The organism is Yersinia antarctica (genome assembly GCF_056636475.1).
This window is the reverse complement of sequence record NZ_JBSJQF010000001.1, coordinates 501,876-515,250: the sequence shown is the minus strand read 5'-3', so window position 1 is coordinate 515,250 and position 13,375 is coordinate 501,876. Positions and strand designations below refer to the sequence as shown.

The following is a 13,375-nucleotide window of genomic DNA, read 5'->3' as shown; positions in this document are numbered from 1 at the left end:
CGAAATTATGCATTTTTCACGAATTGTCAGTGGATTGGCCTGTGCTATTGCGATCAATATCAGCATATCTAACGCCAATGCGGCTCAGGTCGAAAATTACACACAGTATCTGCCTGATGGGGCAAATCTTGCGTTAGTAGTACAAAAAATCGGGGCTACGACTCCAGCAATAGACTATCACGCTCAGCAGATGGTCTTACCCGCCAGTACGCAAAAAGTCCTGACCGCATTGGCCGCTTTGCTACAGCTTGGACCTGATTTTCGCTTCAATACCACACTAGAAAGTCACGGCCCGATCACCGACGGTGTGTTGCGCGGCAATTTAATTGCACGTTTTGACGGTGACCCCACTTTAACACGCCAGCAGTTGCGTAATATGGTGGCTACGCTAAGAAAAGCCGGTGTAAAACAAGTTGCAGGTGATTTGATCATTGATACGTCGGTTTTTGCCAGCCACGACAAAGCACCCGGTTGGCCGTGGAACGATATGACACAATGTTTTAGTGCCCCACCTGCGGCGGCCATTGTCGATCGTAACTGTTTTTCAGTCTCACTATACAGCGCGCCTAATCCGGGCGACATGGCATTTATCCGAGTTGCATCCTATTATCCGGTGCAGATGTTCAGTGAAGTACGTACTTTAGCTAAAGGTTCACCAGATGCGCAATATTGCGAGTTAGATGTCGTTCCAGGCGAATTAAACCGATTCACGCTTACCGGATGCCTGACACAACGCAGTGAACCGCTGCCTCTGGCCTTTGCAGTACAAAATGGTGCCAGCTATGCCGGTGCCATCTTGAAAGATGAACTAAAAAAAGCGGATATTCAGATTGACGGCAGCCTACGTCGGCAGACGACCCCCAATGCCGCTGGCACCGTGCTAGCCCAAGCACAGTCAGCACCGTTACATGACTTACTGAAAATCATGTTGAAAAAGTCTGACAACATGATTGCCGATACCGTGTTCAGGACCATTGGTCATCAGCGATTTGGTGTACCGGGCACATGGCGCGCTGGTGCCGATGCGGTACGTCAGGTTCTGCGCCAGAAGGCCGGTGTGGATCTGGGGAACAGTATTGTCGTGGATGGGTCGGGTTTGTCACGTCATAATCTCATTTCGCCGGCAACCATGATGCAAGCTTTGCAATATATAGCTCAACATGATCAAGAACTTAATTTTATCTCAATGCTGCCATTATCGGGCTATGACGGTACATTACGTTATCGTGGTGGCCTGCATGAAGCGGGTGTTGATGGCAAAGTTTCGGCCAAAACCGGGGCACTACAAGGCGTATACAATCTGGCCGGATTTATTACTACCGCCAGTGGGCAGCGCATGGCATTTGTCCAATTCTTGTCGGGTTACGCCGTACCACCTGAAGATCAAAAAAATCGTCGGGCACCTTTGGTTCGCTTCGAAAGCCGCCTGTATAAAGACATCTATCAGAATAATTAAAAATTATGAAACTACTGATTGTTGAAGATGATGAACTGCTGCAACGCGGGATAGCTATGGCCCTGACCAATCAGGGCTATGCCTGTGACTGTGCCGGTACCGCAGCCGAAGCGCACAGTTTATTACACACCAGTCAGTACAGCATGGTAATCCTCGATCTCGGCCTGCCGGATCAAGATGGTGCCGTGTTGTTGCGTCAATGGCGGCGCCAGCATGTCACCTTACCGGTACTTATCCTCACCGCCCGTGATGCACTGGAAGATCGGGTTGACGGGCTGGATGCCGGTGCTGACGATTACCTTATCAAACCTTTCGCGTTAGCCGAGTTACTGGCACGCGTTCGCGCATTGATTCGTCGTTATCAGGGGCAAAGTGACAATTTGGTGCAACAAGATGACCTGAGCCTTAACTTATCAACACAGCAAGTCTGTTTGCAGGATCAGCCGCTGGAAATCACACCCAAAGAGTTTGCGATCCTCTCGCGCTTAATTATGCGGGCCGGCCAAACCGTTAACCGTGAGTTATTACAGCAGGATCTGTATACCTGGAATGATGATCTCGGCTCCAACACGCTAGAAGTGCATATCCATAATCTTCGCCGCAAATTAGGCAAAGATCGTATTCGTACCGTAAGGGGTATTGGCTATCGTCTGGAGGCACAATCATGATCAGTATGCGACGCCGTCTGATTTTAATGCTGGCGTTAATATTATTGGTTACCCAGTTGATTAGTGCCTTTTGGTTATGGCATGAAAGTCAGGAACAAATCAGCTTCCTGGTTGATGAAACCCTTAGCGCACAAGCGCGTAATGAGCGGGTTGATACGGAAATAGCGGAAGCCATTGCATCACTGCTTGCGCCGTCGCTCATCATGATGGCCATCACCCTTTTGCTCTCTTTCTGGGCGATCAGTTGGATTATTCGTCCACTTGATCAATTGCAAAAAAAGCTGGCTGAACGTTCAGCCGATAATCTCACCCCAGTGATTGTTAAGAGCGATATGCAAGAAATCGTCTCTGTAACATCGACACTTAACCAGTTGTTATTCCGGCTCTCTAATACTATTGCGCAAGAACGCCTGTTCACTGCCGATGCCGCACATGAGTTACGCACACCTCTGGCCGGGATTCGTCTGCACCTTGAGTTGATGGAACAACAAGGGATCACTGAAAGTAAATCATTGATTAGTCGCATCGACTTATTGATGCATACTATTGAACAGTTACTGACACTATCCAGAGCAGGCCAAAATTTTGCTAGTGGCCTATATCAATCTCTTGATTGGACTGAAAATGTGGTGCAGCCACTGCAAGATGAATTACAGGAAATGTGTGATCTTCGGCAACAAACTATCCAGTGGGAATTCCCGCCTTATGCCAAGACAGAAGGTGACGCCACGCTGCTGCGCCTGATGTTGCGAAATCTAGTTGAAAATGCCCATCGTTATAGCCCGGTTGGTAGCCAGATTTCAGTCAAACTCGTTACTGAAAACTTGGGTGCCATTCTGCAAGTGATGGATGAAGGGCCGGGAATAAAACCAGAACAGGCGGGTGAATTGACTCAAGCGTTTCGTCGTATGGATCAACGCTATGGCGGCAGTGGGTTAGGGCTAAATATCGTGATCCGTATTGTGCAACTGCACCAAGGCAGGTTAACACTGGAGAACCGCCCAGACCGTTCAGGACTGCAGGCGCAATGCTGGATACCTGCCGTCACCCATGGCACGGCGTTACCTCCATTTAGCTAGTGTCGCCCATTAGGTGTTCAAATAAAAGGGCCGCCACAGGTGAAGTGGCAGCCCTCATTTATACTCATAACAACGTTATGACTCACAACAACCGGAAATTTAACGTTCGTAGATAAACTCTACGCCGTCATCATCTTCCTCATCCCAATCGTCGTCATCTTCTTCTACCGCTGCCGCTTCCACTTCAGCCAGTTGTTCACGGTGATAATCATCCCACATGAATTCAACTTTTTCTGGTGCACTTTCTGCAATGGCCATAGCTTTAGGTTGGGTGTTGAGGAATTTCATGACATCCCAGCACAGCGCGTTTACATTGTCGCGATTTGCTGCGGAAATCATGTAGTACTTATCTTCCCATCCCAGCGCTTCTACAATGGCTTTAGCGCGAACCTCAGCTTCTTCTGTACCTATCAGGTCAATCTTATTGAAAACAAGCCAGCGTGGCTTCTCTGCAAGATTTTCGCTGTATTGCTGTAACTCATTAACGATGACTTTGGCATTCTCAATCGGATCTGATTCATCGATCGGAGCCAGATCAACCAAGTGCAACAGTACACGACAACGTTCCAGATGCTTCAGGAAGCGAATACCCAGACCAGCACCGTCTGATGCGCCTTCGATCAAACCGGGAATATCGGCAACCACAAAGCTCTGCTCATGATCCATTCGTACAACACCCAGACTTGGGATCAATGTCGTAAATGGATAATCGGCTACTTTTGGTTTAGCCGCAGAGACCGCACGAATAAAGGTGGATTTACCCGCGTTTGGCAAACCTAACATCCCCACATCAGCCAGCAGCAACAACTCAAGCATCAATTCACGTGTTTCGCCTTCAGTACCCATGGTTTTCTGGCGTGGCGCACGGTTTACCGATGATTTGAATCGAGTGTTCCCTAACCCATGGAACCCCCCTTTCGCGACCATCAGAACCTGACCATGGCGGGTCATATCACCCACAATCTCACCCGTTCCCTGATCCAGTACGCGGGTACCAACCGGGACTTTAATGGTGATATCTTTACCACGTTTGCCGGTACAGTCACGGCTCTGGCCATTCTGCCCACGTTCAGCACGGAAAGACTTCACAAAACGGTAATCAATCAGCGTGTTAAGGTTTTCATCGGCCAGCAGGTAAATATCGCCGCCATCACCACCATCACCACCATCAGGGCCACCATTAGGGATATATTTTTCGCGGCGGAAGCTGACACAACCGTTACCACCGTCACCGGCTACAACCAAAATCGTAGCTTCATCAACAAACTTCATTTACTTTCTCCGTAAATCATTCACCGGGCCGCTGCTTTTGCGGAGCAACCAGGTTTATTTCTGTCCGACGTGGCCACCAACGATGTCCAATTGCGGAAAACATTGCGCCGGCCACTACCACGAATGCGCCTGCGTATCCCACAAGATTGAGGGACGGTGCGGCAAACATTTCTGGCCAGGCCAGCGCCAATAGAATTGAAAAAAACAAGGTAAACAACGGTGTCAATGTGACAAGTGCGCTTACCTGAGCTGCCTGCCAGCGCGCCATGGCCTCAGCCAAAGCACCGTAACCCACTAGGGTATTAACCCCACAAAATAGTAAACAGGCAAACTGCCACCCATTTAGCTGAAAAATAACGGCTGGTTTCGCCATTGGGAATAATGCAATTGCACATAAAGTGTACAACAATAATAGAATTTGTTGCGATGCCATACGCCTTAATAGCACCTTCTGGGCGACACCATAGCTGACCCAAACAACCGCTGCACAGACTCCCAATGCCACGCCAAGCGTATAATCAGTCAAACGGGTAAAGATTTCATGCAGACTGGTATTAAAAAATAACAACAAGCCACAAATCAGCATACCCGCACCAATAACCTGGGTAATGCGCATCCGCTCTTTTAAAATCAGCACACTGGCAACCATCATACCGACTGGTGATAATTGCCCGATAACCTGGGATGCCGTCGGACTTAGATATTGTAATGATGAACTGAAGAAGATGAAATTCCCCAGTAGGCCACACGTCGCAACTATCAGTAATACCAGCCAGCGACGTTGGCGAAAAAGTTTAAGCGAGGGTAGCTGACGACGCGAAGCCAGAATAATCCCCAAGCCGATAGCCGCCATCGTGAAGCGATACCAAACAATGGTAAAAGGCTCCATCACCTCAAGCACTTGCTTCATTGCGATCGGCAAGGCACCCCAGAATACGGCAGTGGTTAGTGCCAAAAAAATACCTAAACCAGCCTGCTGCTTCGTATCCATTTTTTACCGAAGGGGTTAACCCTGAAATGTAAAAAGCCCCGCAACGAAATTGCAGGGCTTACATCTATTTACAGGACGCGAAAAACTTATACAGCTTCGATGCTGATAAATTTACGGTTTTTCGGGCCTTTAACTTCGAACTTGACTTTACCGTCAGCCAAAGCAAACAGAGTATGGTCTTTACCGCAACCTACGTTGGTGCCTGCATGGAACTTAGTTCCACGTTGACGAACGATGATGCTGCCTGCCAGAACTGCTTCGCCGCCAAAACGTTTTACGCCAAGACGTTTACTTTCGGAGTCACGACCGTTACGAGTCGAGCCACCAGCCTTTTTATGTGCCATTTATCCGCTCTCCTAAATCTTAAGCGCTGATACCGGTGATTTTAACATCAGTGAACCACTGACGATGACCTTGCTGCTTACGGTAATGCTTACGACGACGGAATTTAACAATCTTAATCTTCTCGCCACGACCGTGAGCAATTACTTCAGCCTTGATCTTGCCACCATCGACTAAAGGAGCGCCGATATTGATTTCTTCACCGTTAGCAATCATCAGAACTTGGTCAAACTCAACAGTTTCACCAGTTGCGATGTCCAGCTTTTCCAGGCGAATGGTTTGACCTTCGCTTACTCGGTGTTGTTTACCACCACTTTGGAAAACCGCGTACATATAAAACTCCGCTTTCCGCGCACTCCACTTTTGTAGTCCAGAGCGCACTATAAATATTCACAATAGGGCGCGAATTCTACGCAAAAATGTAGTGAATGACAAGTATATAATCAGCCCAAGCGAAGAAAAAAAGCACAGTTTCTTACATCATGTTTATTTGATGGATTTTTCAAGTACAATCATAGTCTCAGGGAACGTCATGTAATAATGTGGGCGGTAATCTCATCGCAGTTAAAGAGAAAAACAGCTGAATATAACAATGAACCTAGAAAAGATTATCGAGTTAACCGCGCCGGATATGGCGGCAGTAAACACAACAATTCTCGACCAGTTGAACTCTGATGTTGTTCTCATCAATCAATTGGGCCATTACATTATCAGTGGTGGCGGGAAACGAATTCGCCCTATGATCGCCGTTTTGGTGGCCCGTGCGTTGCACTACCAGGGCAGTAAGCATATCACCGTCGCGGCATTGATTGAATTTATCCACACAGCGACCTTGCTGCATGATGATGTGGTCGATGAATCTGATATGCGCCGTGGTAAAGCGACGGCTAATGCGGCATTTGGTAATGCCGCCAGTGTATTGGTGGGCGACTATATCTATACGCGCTCATTCCAGATGATGACCGGCCTCGAATCACTGCGCGTTCTTACTTTGATGTCAGAAGCCACAAACGTTATTGCTGAAGGTGAAGTCTTACAGTTAATGAACTGTAATAACCCAGACATCACTGAAGAAAACTATATGCAGGTTATTTACAGCAAAACGGCTCGCTTGTTTGAGGCAGCTTCACAATCTGCGGCCGTGCTGGCGGATGCCACTGAAACGCAGGAGTTGGCGTTACAGAATTATGGCCGTTATCTGGGTACTGCATTCCAGCTAATTGATGACCTGCTCGATTACAGCTCTGATGGCACCACTTTGGGTAAGAATACCGGTGACGACCTCAATGAAGGTAAACCTACATTGCCCCTACTGCATGCCATGCGTAATGGCACCGTGGAACAAGCAGCCATGATTCGACAAGCAATTGAACAAGGCAATGGCCGCCATTTACTCGAACCCGTATTGGCTGCAATGCAGCAGTGTGGCTCACTTGACTATACCCGTCGGCGTGCAGAGGAAGAGGCCGACAAAGCCATTGCTGCGTTACAGATTCTCCCTGAAAGTGAATACCGCCTGGCTCTTGAGGGTTTAGCGCACATTGCAGTACAACGCGCCTTTTGAGAAATCATTAAGAAACCCGTGCTTTACCGCCCGGGTTTATCTTTTCTGCTATTAATCCAAACGTTTCATCAGTGTTCCTACCCCTTCCCGTAGCAAAAATGCAATAGCTCGCGAGCGCTCAGCATCAGTGAGTTGATTGTAAGCTTCAATCCATATAGCCAATGGGTCATTGCACCGCACAACATATTCCGGGGGGGTTTCTTTCAAGCGTAAAACACACAGTACATCAGATGGTAGCCCCTCGATAGCGTATTCTACCGCCTTTCCCTGCACCCCAAGTTTACGTCTGCGTTCCCAACCTTCCTTTCTGGCTCGACCATTAACCCCTGCAGGCGTGTTAGGCAATCCGCCAATACCAATAAGCTCAGCAGCGGTAATCCATTGTTTTTTCATATCAATTCTCTATCAATGAGCTGCTGTAGCAATTTCCTGGCACAAAGTGCACATCTGGCGGGCTTAATCGATTCTCAATTGCTCGATCAGGCTTTTAGCTCCTTCACGAAAAATAAAGGTAATAATCTGCTCCCGTTCAACCTCCGTAAAACGATAGTAAGCCTCTATCCATAGGGCTAATGGGTCTTGCCGTGCTGGCGTATACTGTGCCGGCTCTTCTCTTAAATGTAATGAATTCAGTATGGTGGAAGGTAAACTTTCAACATGATACTCCACCGCCTTCCCTTGAACGCCACGACGACGGCGCTGTTCCCATCCCTCACGTTTCGCCATGAGGTTAATGCCTTGTGGTGATGAGGGTAATCCCTCAAGACCTGCCAGTTCCTTAGCGGCAAACCACTCTTTTTTCATGGTGTTGCTTCCTAATATGCGTTGTGACACAAAAAAGGAATATTTAGAAAACATTTAAAATCTTTTAGAAAATAAATGGTATGATCTTTCTAAATGGTCACTTTCTGTTCACAGTACGATTAACAATGTACTGTTATTTATATCACTAACACGTCAGCTGCTTAGAAAAAAAAAGGATTAAAGATGATTTTAAGGAAATCTGATTGGCACCCAGCAGACATCATTGCCGCACTACGTAAAAAAGGCACAACTTTAGCCGCCCTCTCTCGTGAGGCAGGGTTAAGTTCCTCGACTCTTGCCAATGCGTTAACTCGTCCTTGGCCAAAGGGGGAATGGTTGATTGCCGAATGTTTAGAGATTCATCCTTCCGAAATTTGGCCAACACGCTATTTTGATCCGAAAACAGGGGTTCTTCTTGACCGAAAAGTGAGGATACGGCCGGCTATTCTTCGGGCATAAAAAAACCGCCGATGCATAGCTTCGGCGGTTGATAATATTATCTCAGGGGCAGCTTTAAGCCCCTGCTACTACTTGTTATTGACGAACTGCTCGCCCAACTCAATATCTTTGTGCAATACATCAAGCATGCTTTCTAGCGCTTGCTGTTCAAACGCACTCAATTTGCCAATGTCTTTACGTTCAGCAACACCCTCTTTACCTAACAGGATTGGCTGAGCAAAGAAACGGGCATATTTACCGTCGCCTTCAACGTAAGAACATTCAACAACATTGCTTTCGCCTTGTAGAGCACGAACCAGAGAAAGACCAAAACGTGCCGCAGCCTGCCCCATAGATAGAGTCGCTGACCCGCCACCGGCTTTTGCTTCAACAACTTCAGTACCCGCATTCTGGATACGTTTAGTCAGGTCAGCCACTTCTTGCTCGGTAAAGCTAATGCCTGGAATTTGTGACAACAATGGCAAAATGGTAACACCAGAGTGGCCACCGATAACCGGCACTTCGATATCTTGAGGTTGCTTACCTTTCAGTTCAGCAACAAAGGTATTAGAGCGAATGGTATCCAGTGTCGTAATGCCAAATAATTTATTCTTGTCGTAAACACCGGCTTTTTTCAGTACTTCTGCGGCGATCGCTACTGTCGTGTTAACTGGGTTGGTAATGATACCGATTAATGCTTTCGGGCAAGTAAGCGCGATTTGCTCAACCAGATTACGGACGATGCCAGCATTAACATTGAACAGATCTGAACGATCCATGCCCGGTTTACGTGCAACACCCGCAGAAATCAGAACAATATCGGCCCCTTTAAGGGCTGGGGTAGCATCTTCGCCGCTGAAGCCTTTAATATTAACAGCGGTCGGGATATGGCTCAGGTCAACCGCAACACCGGGAGTCACTGGCGCGATATCATATAATGAGAGGTCTGAACCTGAAGGAAGCTGGGTCTTGAGTAGAAGAGCGAGGGCCTGGCCGATACCACCAGCGGCACCGAGAACTGCAACTTTCATCCTATACTCCTTTTTATATTTAATTTAAATTTGCCGTGAATTCATCTATTTAGGCACCTTAATTTATTGTGATTTTAAACACAATCTATTAACAGTCAGATTGAGATATCACGCATCAAAAAGGCGCATAAGACGTATGCATTTTAGAGTAAATCGCTTATTCATTAATGATATAGCGCACATTATTCTAAAATTTACTGAAGTATTCATGACAGGTTAATCGGCGGTTACATTACACCCTTCCGTTACATCAGAACAACATCATTTTAATAACATTTTAGTTACTCGCGCCGAATGTTGATAAAAACTGATTTAGCATAATCGTAACAGTAAGATGATGTGAAAATTTCACCACACCTTGATATCAGTGCTTTTATCGCCAATACTCCATAGTCATGTTGAATAAAAATTCATTTATATGCATAATAATCCTATTCACTATTGACTGATCAAGGCACAGAAAATGCGTAATCCCGCAAAACAAGAAGATCTTATCAAAGCGTTTAAAGCGTTATTGAAAGAAGAGAAATTCAGTTCTCAAGGTGAGATCGTTTTGGCCTTGCAGGAAGAAGGCTTCGAAAATATCAACCAATCCAAAGTTTCACGTATGCTAACCAAATTCGGTGCGGTTAGAACGCGTAATGCCAAAATGGAGATGGTTTACTGCTTACCCGCAGAATTGGGGGTGCCAACAACCAGTAGCCCACTAAAAAATCTGGTCTTGGATGTCGATTATAATGATTCAGTCGTTGTGATTAATACCAGCCCTGGTGCGGCACAGCTGATCGCCCGCCTGCTGGATTCATTAGGTAAGGCTGAAGGGATCTTAGGCAGTATTGCTGGTGACGATACCATTTTCACAACGCCTGCCAGAGGTTTTACGGTTAAACAACTGCATGAAGCCATTCTTGGGCTATTCGAACAAGAGCTTTAATTCCACATCTTTATGTCTGATGTATATAGATGCGGCCTTCTGCGCCGCACTGTATCCCTGTCACCGTTATCCGATTAATCATACCTTCATAGCCTTTAACCAGGGCATATAACTACTGATTTCGGTCTAAACCACAAAATAATTCTGCTTATCTCTCCCTTACAGTCAAACCTACCACTGACTAACGCACTTTTAGTCAAAAACGCTTACTCAATTGAAAACATTAAGTTTTTACTTGAACGTGCTGTTTTTTAATCACTTTTTATTCCTTTTAGTTCTTAAAAAGTAGTCACTAGCGATAAAGTGACCTTAAATATTATTAGCTTGCTATTAATATTCTCAGTTACTAGATGTATACTCATTTTCGTGACGTAAATCACACTTCATGCGAAGTGATAAAGAATAAATAGAGGCAATAACATGAATATTAAAACTACCATCGCAACTGCCAGCATTCTCTCTGCACTGTCATTTGGTGTTTTTGCAGCGGATTCTATCAATGAGAGTCAGGCTGAAAAATTACAACCAATGGGCACCATTACCGTCAGTGGCCTTAACGGCGCACCATCCGATATTCGTCAGGCGCTGTCTGATAAAGCTGATGCTATGGGCGCTAAAGCTTACAAAGTGATCGAAGTGCGAGAAGAAAATAACTGGCATGCCACTGCCAAGATTTACCAGTAATTCGCAATAGATAGATCAAAAATGGCGTGAAGCCCAAATCGAAAAAATTAAATAAACAGTAAAAACAATAAACTAAAAGTACCAGAATCATTAAAAGTACTTTTGGATTGTTGAATCTGATTAAGGAAAAATCATGAAAATCAAAACTACTCTGGCAGCCCTGAGTTTACTTTCTGTTGTTGCTTTCGGCGCATCTGCTGCGGAATCAATCAATGCCGCCCAAGCAAGCAAAATGACTGATTTAGGCGCAGTCAGTGTGAGCGCGATTACCGGTGCTCCTTCTGATATTGAGCAGGCCATCGCGAAAAAAGCTGATAGTGAAGGCGCTACGGCATACAAAATCATTGGTATGCATCAAGACAATGGTTGGCACGCCACAGCTAAGATTTACAAATAAGATTAAGCGCCAGCAGTGAAAGTAAATGCCCCGCTCAGAGGGGCATACTTTCGTACCTTGATAATTTATTCAATAGACTGAAAATAAAGATAAATACTAATTTTTAGCTTATTGAATAGAGTATTGATTGCAACAAAGTATTGGCTGAAGTCAGCTCACATCCGAATAATCCCTCGTCTATCCGACGAACCCTTTACCCCCGCTATCGCGGGGGCTTTTTTTATCCGACTTAATCCTGCGATAGAGCTTATTGCTCCGCTTTTTTATCCAAAGCGCTCAGCAATTTGTTATGAATCCCACCAAAACCACCGTTACTCATCACTAGAATGTGATCGCCCAGTTGTGCTGTTTTCACGATCATATCGACTAACGCATCAATATCAGCACTCCAATGCGCAGGCTGAATACATGCTTCAGCCACCTCCACTACCTGCCAAGGGATATGCTGCGGCTGGAACAGAAACACTTCATCCGCACGACCTAATGAAGGTGCCAACTCATTTTTACATAGCCCTAATTTCATGGTGTTAGAACGTGGCTCCAAAACGGCCAGAATACGTGCAGTCCCACCCACTTTACTGCGCAGTGCCGCCAGAGTGGCAAGAATAGCGGTAGGATGATGAGCAAAATCATCATAAACCGTGACACCATGAGCTTCACCCCGCAATTCCAGCCGGCGACGAGCATTAATAAAATCACCCAGTGCCTTGCAAGCATCGGCGGGTAAAACCCCGACATGACGGGCAGCGGCAATCGCCATCAAACCGTTATGCATATTGTGTTCACCCACCAGTGACCAACTGACCTCGCCCACTAATTTATTATCAAGAAACACTTCATAAACACTGGCATCGGTCGATACTTTGCGCGCCGACCAACTGCCAGTTTCGCCGACCAACTCTTGCTCACTCCAGCAGCCCATCGCCATCACTTGCTTCAGGTGATTATCATTATCCGGCACGATGATTTTCCCTTTCCCTGGCACTAAACGTACCAGATGATGGAATTGCTTCTGGATAGCTTTCAGATCGTCAAAAATATCCGCATGATCGAACTCAAGGTTATTCATAACCAGCGTTCTTGGGCTGTAGTGAACAAACTTAGAGCGCTTATCAAAGAAGGCGCAATCATATTCATCAGCTTCAATGACAAAGAATGGGCTATTACCTAAACGTGCTGATACATCAAAATTACCCGGCACTCCGCCAATGACGAATCCCGGTTCATAACCACAGGCTTCCAGAATCCAGGTCACCATACCCGCAGTGGTGGTTTTTCCGTGTGTACCCGCCACCGCTAATACCCAACGCTCTGGCAATACATGGTCATGTAACCATTGTGGGCCGGAAACATAAGGGATGCCTTGCTCTAATACTGCTTCAACACAAGGGTTACCACGGCTCATGGCATTACCAATGATCACTAAATCCGGGGTGGGACTCAGTTGAGCTGGATCATATCCCTGAATTAAATCGATCCCTTGATTCTCCAGCAACGTGCTCATTGGTGGATACACGTTAGCATCCGCTCCTGTCACTTCATGACCTAATGAGCGGGCCAGCATTGCCAGGCCGCCCATAAAAGTGCCGCAGATACCTAATATGTGAATGCGCATAAATTTTCCGTATTAATAAGCTTCGAGTTTGTAACCATTCTACCGCTCAGAATCAAAGAGAAGAAATGGAATTGCCTATGAATCATTCTCACCTTTGGGC

At 46.2% G+C, this 13,375-nt stretch carries 16 protein-coding genes; 8 read left to right on the top strand and 8 right to left on the bottom strand.

The window, feature by feature from the left end; translation table 11 throughout:
• Positions 1 to 7: 7 nt before the first annotated feature.
• From dacB to pmrB, 3 genes are read left to right on the top strand one after another with little or no spacing between them, the layout of a single operon-like run.
• Positions 8 to 1,456: a serine-type D-Ala-D-Ala carboxypeptidase gene (gene dacB / locus ACWJJO_RS02315; RefSeq protein WP_481090577.1), complete on the top strand. Its 1,449-nt coding sequence runs from the start codon at positions 8 to 10 to the stop codon at positions 1,454 to 1,456.
• 5 nt (positions 1,457 to 1,461) lie between these two features.
• Positions 1,462 to 2,124 (top strand): two-component system response regulator PmrA, encoded by a 663-nt coding sequence (gene pmrA / locus ACWJJO_RS02310; RefSeq protein ID WP_083160909.1) that lies wholly within the window; start codon positions 1,462 to 1,464, stop codon positions 2,122 to 2,124.
• Positions 2,121 to 3,203, top strand: a complete 1,083-nt coding sequence (gene pmrB / locus ACWJJO_RS02305; RefSeq protein WP_083160911.1) for a two-component system sensor histidine kinase PmrB — start codon at positions 2,121 to 2,123, stop codon at positions 3,201 to 3,203. Before pmrA ends, pmrB begins: the two co-directional genes overlap by 4 nt.
• Before the next feature lie 99 nt (positions 3,204 to 3,302).
• On the opposite strand, the gene cgtA is transcribed toward pmrB, so the two are convergent.
• From cgtA to rplU, 4 genes are all read right to left on the bottom strand, one after another.
• Positions 3,303 to 4,475, bottom strand: a complete 1,173-nt coding sequence (gene cgtA, locus ACWJJO_RS02300; protein ID WP_083160913.1) for an Obg family GTPase CgtA — start codon at positions 4,473 to 4,475, stop codon at positions 3,303 to 3,305.
• A 16-nt stretch (positions 4,476 to 4,491) separates the two neighbouring features.
• Positions 4,492 to 5,466 carry a DMT family transporter gene (locus ACWJJO_RS02295; RefSeq protein ID WP_083160915.1) on the bottom strand — a complete coding sequence of 325 codons (975 nt, stop codon included), beginning with the start codon at positions 5,464 to 5,466 and terminating at the stop codon, positions 4,492 to 4,494.
• A gap of 86 nt (positions 5,467 to 5,552) precedes the next feature.
• On the bottom strand, positions 5,553 to 5,810 hold the full coding sequence (gene rpmA, locus ACWJJO_RS02290) for a 50S ribosomal protein L27 (RefSeq protein ID WP_083160917.1): 258 nt from the start codon (positions 5,808 to 5,810) through the stop codon (positions 5,553 to 5,555).
• Between the two features lie 19 nt (positions 5,811 to 5,829).
• Entirely contained in the window at positions 5,830 to 6,141 is a 312-nt protein-coding gene (rplU, locus tag ACWJJO_RS02285; protein WP_005186422.1) for a 50S ribosomal protein L21, read from the bottom strand.
• 259 nt (positions 6,142 to 6,400) lie between these two features.
• On the opposite strand from rplU, the gene ispB reads away from it, so the two are divergent.
• Complete coding sequence (ispB, locus tag ACWJJO_RS02280; protein ID WP_083160919.1) at positions 6,401 to 7,372, top strand: octaprenyl diphosphate synthase; 972 nt, start codon at positions 6,401 to 6,403, stop codon at positions 7,370 to 7,372.
• A gap of 51 nt (positions 7,373 to 7,423) precedes the next feature.
• On the opposite strand, the gene ACWJJO_RS02275 is transcribed toward ispB, so the two are convergent.
• Complete coding sequence (locus tag ACWJJO_RS02275; RefSeq protein WP_481090576.1) at positions 7,424 to 7,765, bottom strand: DNA-binding protein; 342 nt, start codon at positions 7,763 to 7,765, stop codon at positions 7,424 to 7,426.
• 63 nt (positions 7,766 to 7,828) lie between these two features.
• Entirely contained in the window at positions 7,829 to 8,176 is a 348-nt protein-coding gene (locus tag ACWJJO_RS02270; protein WP_083160923.1) for a DNA-binding protein, read from the bottom strand.
• 183 nt (positions 8,177 to 8,359) lie between these two features.
• Between ACWJJO_RS02270 and ACWJJO_RS02265 the strand changes: the two genes are divergently transcribed.
• Complete coding sequence (locus ACWJJO_RS02265) at positions 8,360 to 8,635, top strand: helix-turn-helix domain-containing protein (protein WP_083160925.1); 276 nt, start codon at positions 8,360 to 8,362, stop codon at positions 8,633 to 8,635.
• A 68-nt stretch (positions 8,636 to 8,703) separates the two neighbouring features.
• On the opposite strand, the gene mdh is transcribed toward ACWJJO_RS02265, so the two are convergent.
• A complete protein-coding gene (gene mdh / locus ACWJJO_RS02260) occupies positions 8,704 to 9,645 on the bottom strand; it encodes a malate dehydrogenase (protein ID WP_481090575.1) in 942 nt (313 codons plus the stop codon).
• 463 nt (positions 9,646 to 10,108) lie between these two features.
• On the opposite strand from mdh, the gene argR reads away from it, so the two are divergent.
• The 3 genes from argR to ACWJJO_RS02245 all read left to right on the top strand — a co-directional run bounded on the left by argR (position 10,109) and on the right by ACWJJO_RS02245 (position 11,660).
• Positions 10,109 to 10,579 (top strand): transcriptional regulator ArgR, encoded by a 471-nt coding sequence (argR, locus tag ACWJJO_RS02255; protein WP_004707043.1) that lies wholly within the window; start codon positions 10,109 to 10,111, stop codon positions 10,577 to 10,579.
• 420 nt (positions 10,580 to 10,999) lie between these two features.
• Positions 11,000 to 11,263 (top strand): peroxide/acid stress response protein YhcN, encoded by a 264-nt coding sequence (yhcN, locus tag ACWJJO_RS02250; RefSeq protein ID WP_083160929.1) that lies wholly within the window; start codon positions 11,000 to 11,002, stop codon positions 11,261 to 11,263.
• Between the two features lie 133 nt (positions 11,264 to 11,396).
• Positions 11,397 to 11,660, top strand: coding sequence for a YdgH/BhsA/McbA-like domain containing protein (locus ACWJJO_RS02245; protein ID WP_083160931.1), 264 nt, complete (start codon positions 11,397 to 11,399; stop codon positions 11,658 to 11,660).
• 247 nt (positions 11,661 to 11,907) lie between these two features.
• Here the strand turns inward: ACWJJO_RS02245 and mpl are convergent, their stop codons facing one another.
• Positions 11,908 to 13,275, bottom strand: a complete 1,368-nt coding sequence (gene mpl / locus ACWJJO_RS02240; protein WP_083160933.1) for a UDP-N-acetylmuramate:L-alanyl-gamma-D-glutamyl-meso-diaminopimelate ligase — start codon at positions 13,273 to 13,275, stop codon at positions 11,908 to 11,910.
• Between the last annotated feature and the right edge of the window lie 100 nt (positions 13,276 to 13,375).

Excerpts from the sequence above, each read along its gene's own strand:
- argR (WP_004707043.1), top strand. The coding sequence starts at position 10,109 with ATGCGTAATCCCGCAAAACAAGAAGATCTTATCAAAGCGTTTAAAGCG.
- mdh (WP_481090575.1), bottom strand. The coding sequence starts at position 9,645 with ATGAAAGTTGCAGTTCTCGGTGCCGCTGGTGGTATCGGCCAGGCCCTC.
- dacB (WP_481090577.1), top strand. The coding sequence starts at position 8 with ATGCATTTTTCACGAATTGTCAGTGGATTGGCCTGTGCTATTGCGATC.
- ACWJJO_RS02265 (WP_083160925.1), top strand. The coding sequence starts at position 8,360 with ATGATTTTAAGGAAATCTGATTGGCACCCAGCAGACATCATTGCCGCA.
- ACWJJO_RS02270 (WP_083160923.1), bottom strand. The coding sequence starts at position 8,176 with ATGAAAAAAGAGTGGTTTGCCGCTAAGGAACTGGCAGGTCTTGAGGGA.
- rplU (WP_005186422.1), bottom strand. The coding sequence starts at position 6,141 with ATGTACGCGGTTTTCCAAAGTGGTGGTAAACAACACCGAGTAAGCGAA.
- ACWJJO_RS02245 (WP_083160931.1), top strand. The coding sequence starts at position 11,397 with ATGAAAATCAAAACTACTCTGGCAGCCCTGAGTTTACTTTCTGTTGTT.
- pmrB (WP_083160911.1), top strand. The coding sequence starts at position 2,121 with ATGATCAGTATGCGACGCCGTCTGATTTTAATGCTGGCGTTAATATTA.
- ispB (WP_083160919.1), top strand. The coding sequence starts at position 6,401 with ATGAACCTAGAAAAGATTATCGAGTTAACCGCGCCGGATATGGCGGCA.
- yhcN (WP_083160929.1), top strand. The coding sequence starts at position 11,000 with ATGAATATTAAAACTACCATCGCAACTGCCAGCATTCTCTCTGCACTG.
- rpmA (WP_083160917.1), bottom strand. The coding sequence starts at position 5,810 with ATGGCACATAAAAAGGCTGGTGGCTCGACTCGTAACGGTCGTGACTCC.
- mpl (WP_083160933.1), bottom strand. The coding sequence starts at position 13,275 with ATGCGCATTCACATATTAGGTATCTGCGGCACTTTTATGGGCGGCCTG.
- pmrA (WP_083160909.1), top strand. The coding sequence starts at position 1,462 with ATGAAACTACTGATTGTTGAAGATGATGAACTGCTGCAACGCGGGATA.
- cgtA (WP_083160913.1), bottom strand. The coding sequence starts at position 4,475 with ATGAAGTTTGTTGATGAAGCTACGATTTTGGTTGTAGCCGGTGACGGT.
- ACWJJO_RS02275 (WP_481090576.1), bottom strand. The coding sequence starts at position 7,765 with ATGAAAAAACAATGGATTACCGCTGCTGAGCTTATTGGTATTGGCGGA.
- ACWJJO_RS02295 (WP_083160915.1), bottom strand. The coding sequence starts at position 5,466 with ATGGATACGAAGCAGCAGGCTGGTTTAGGTATTTTTTTGGCACTAACC.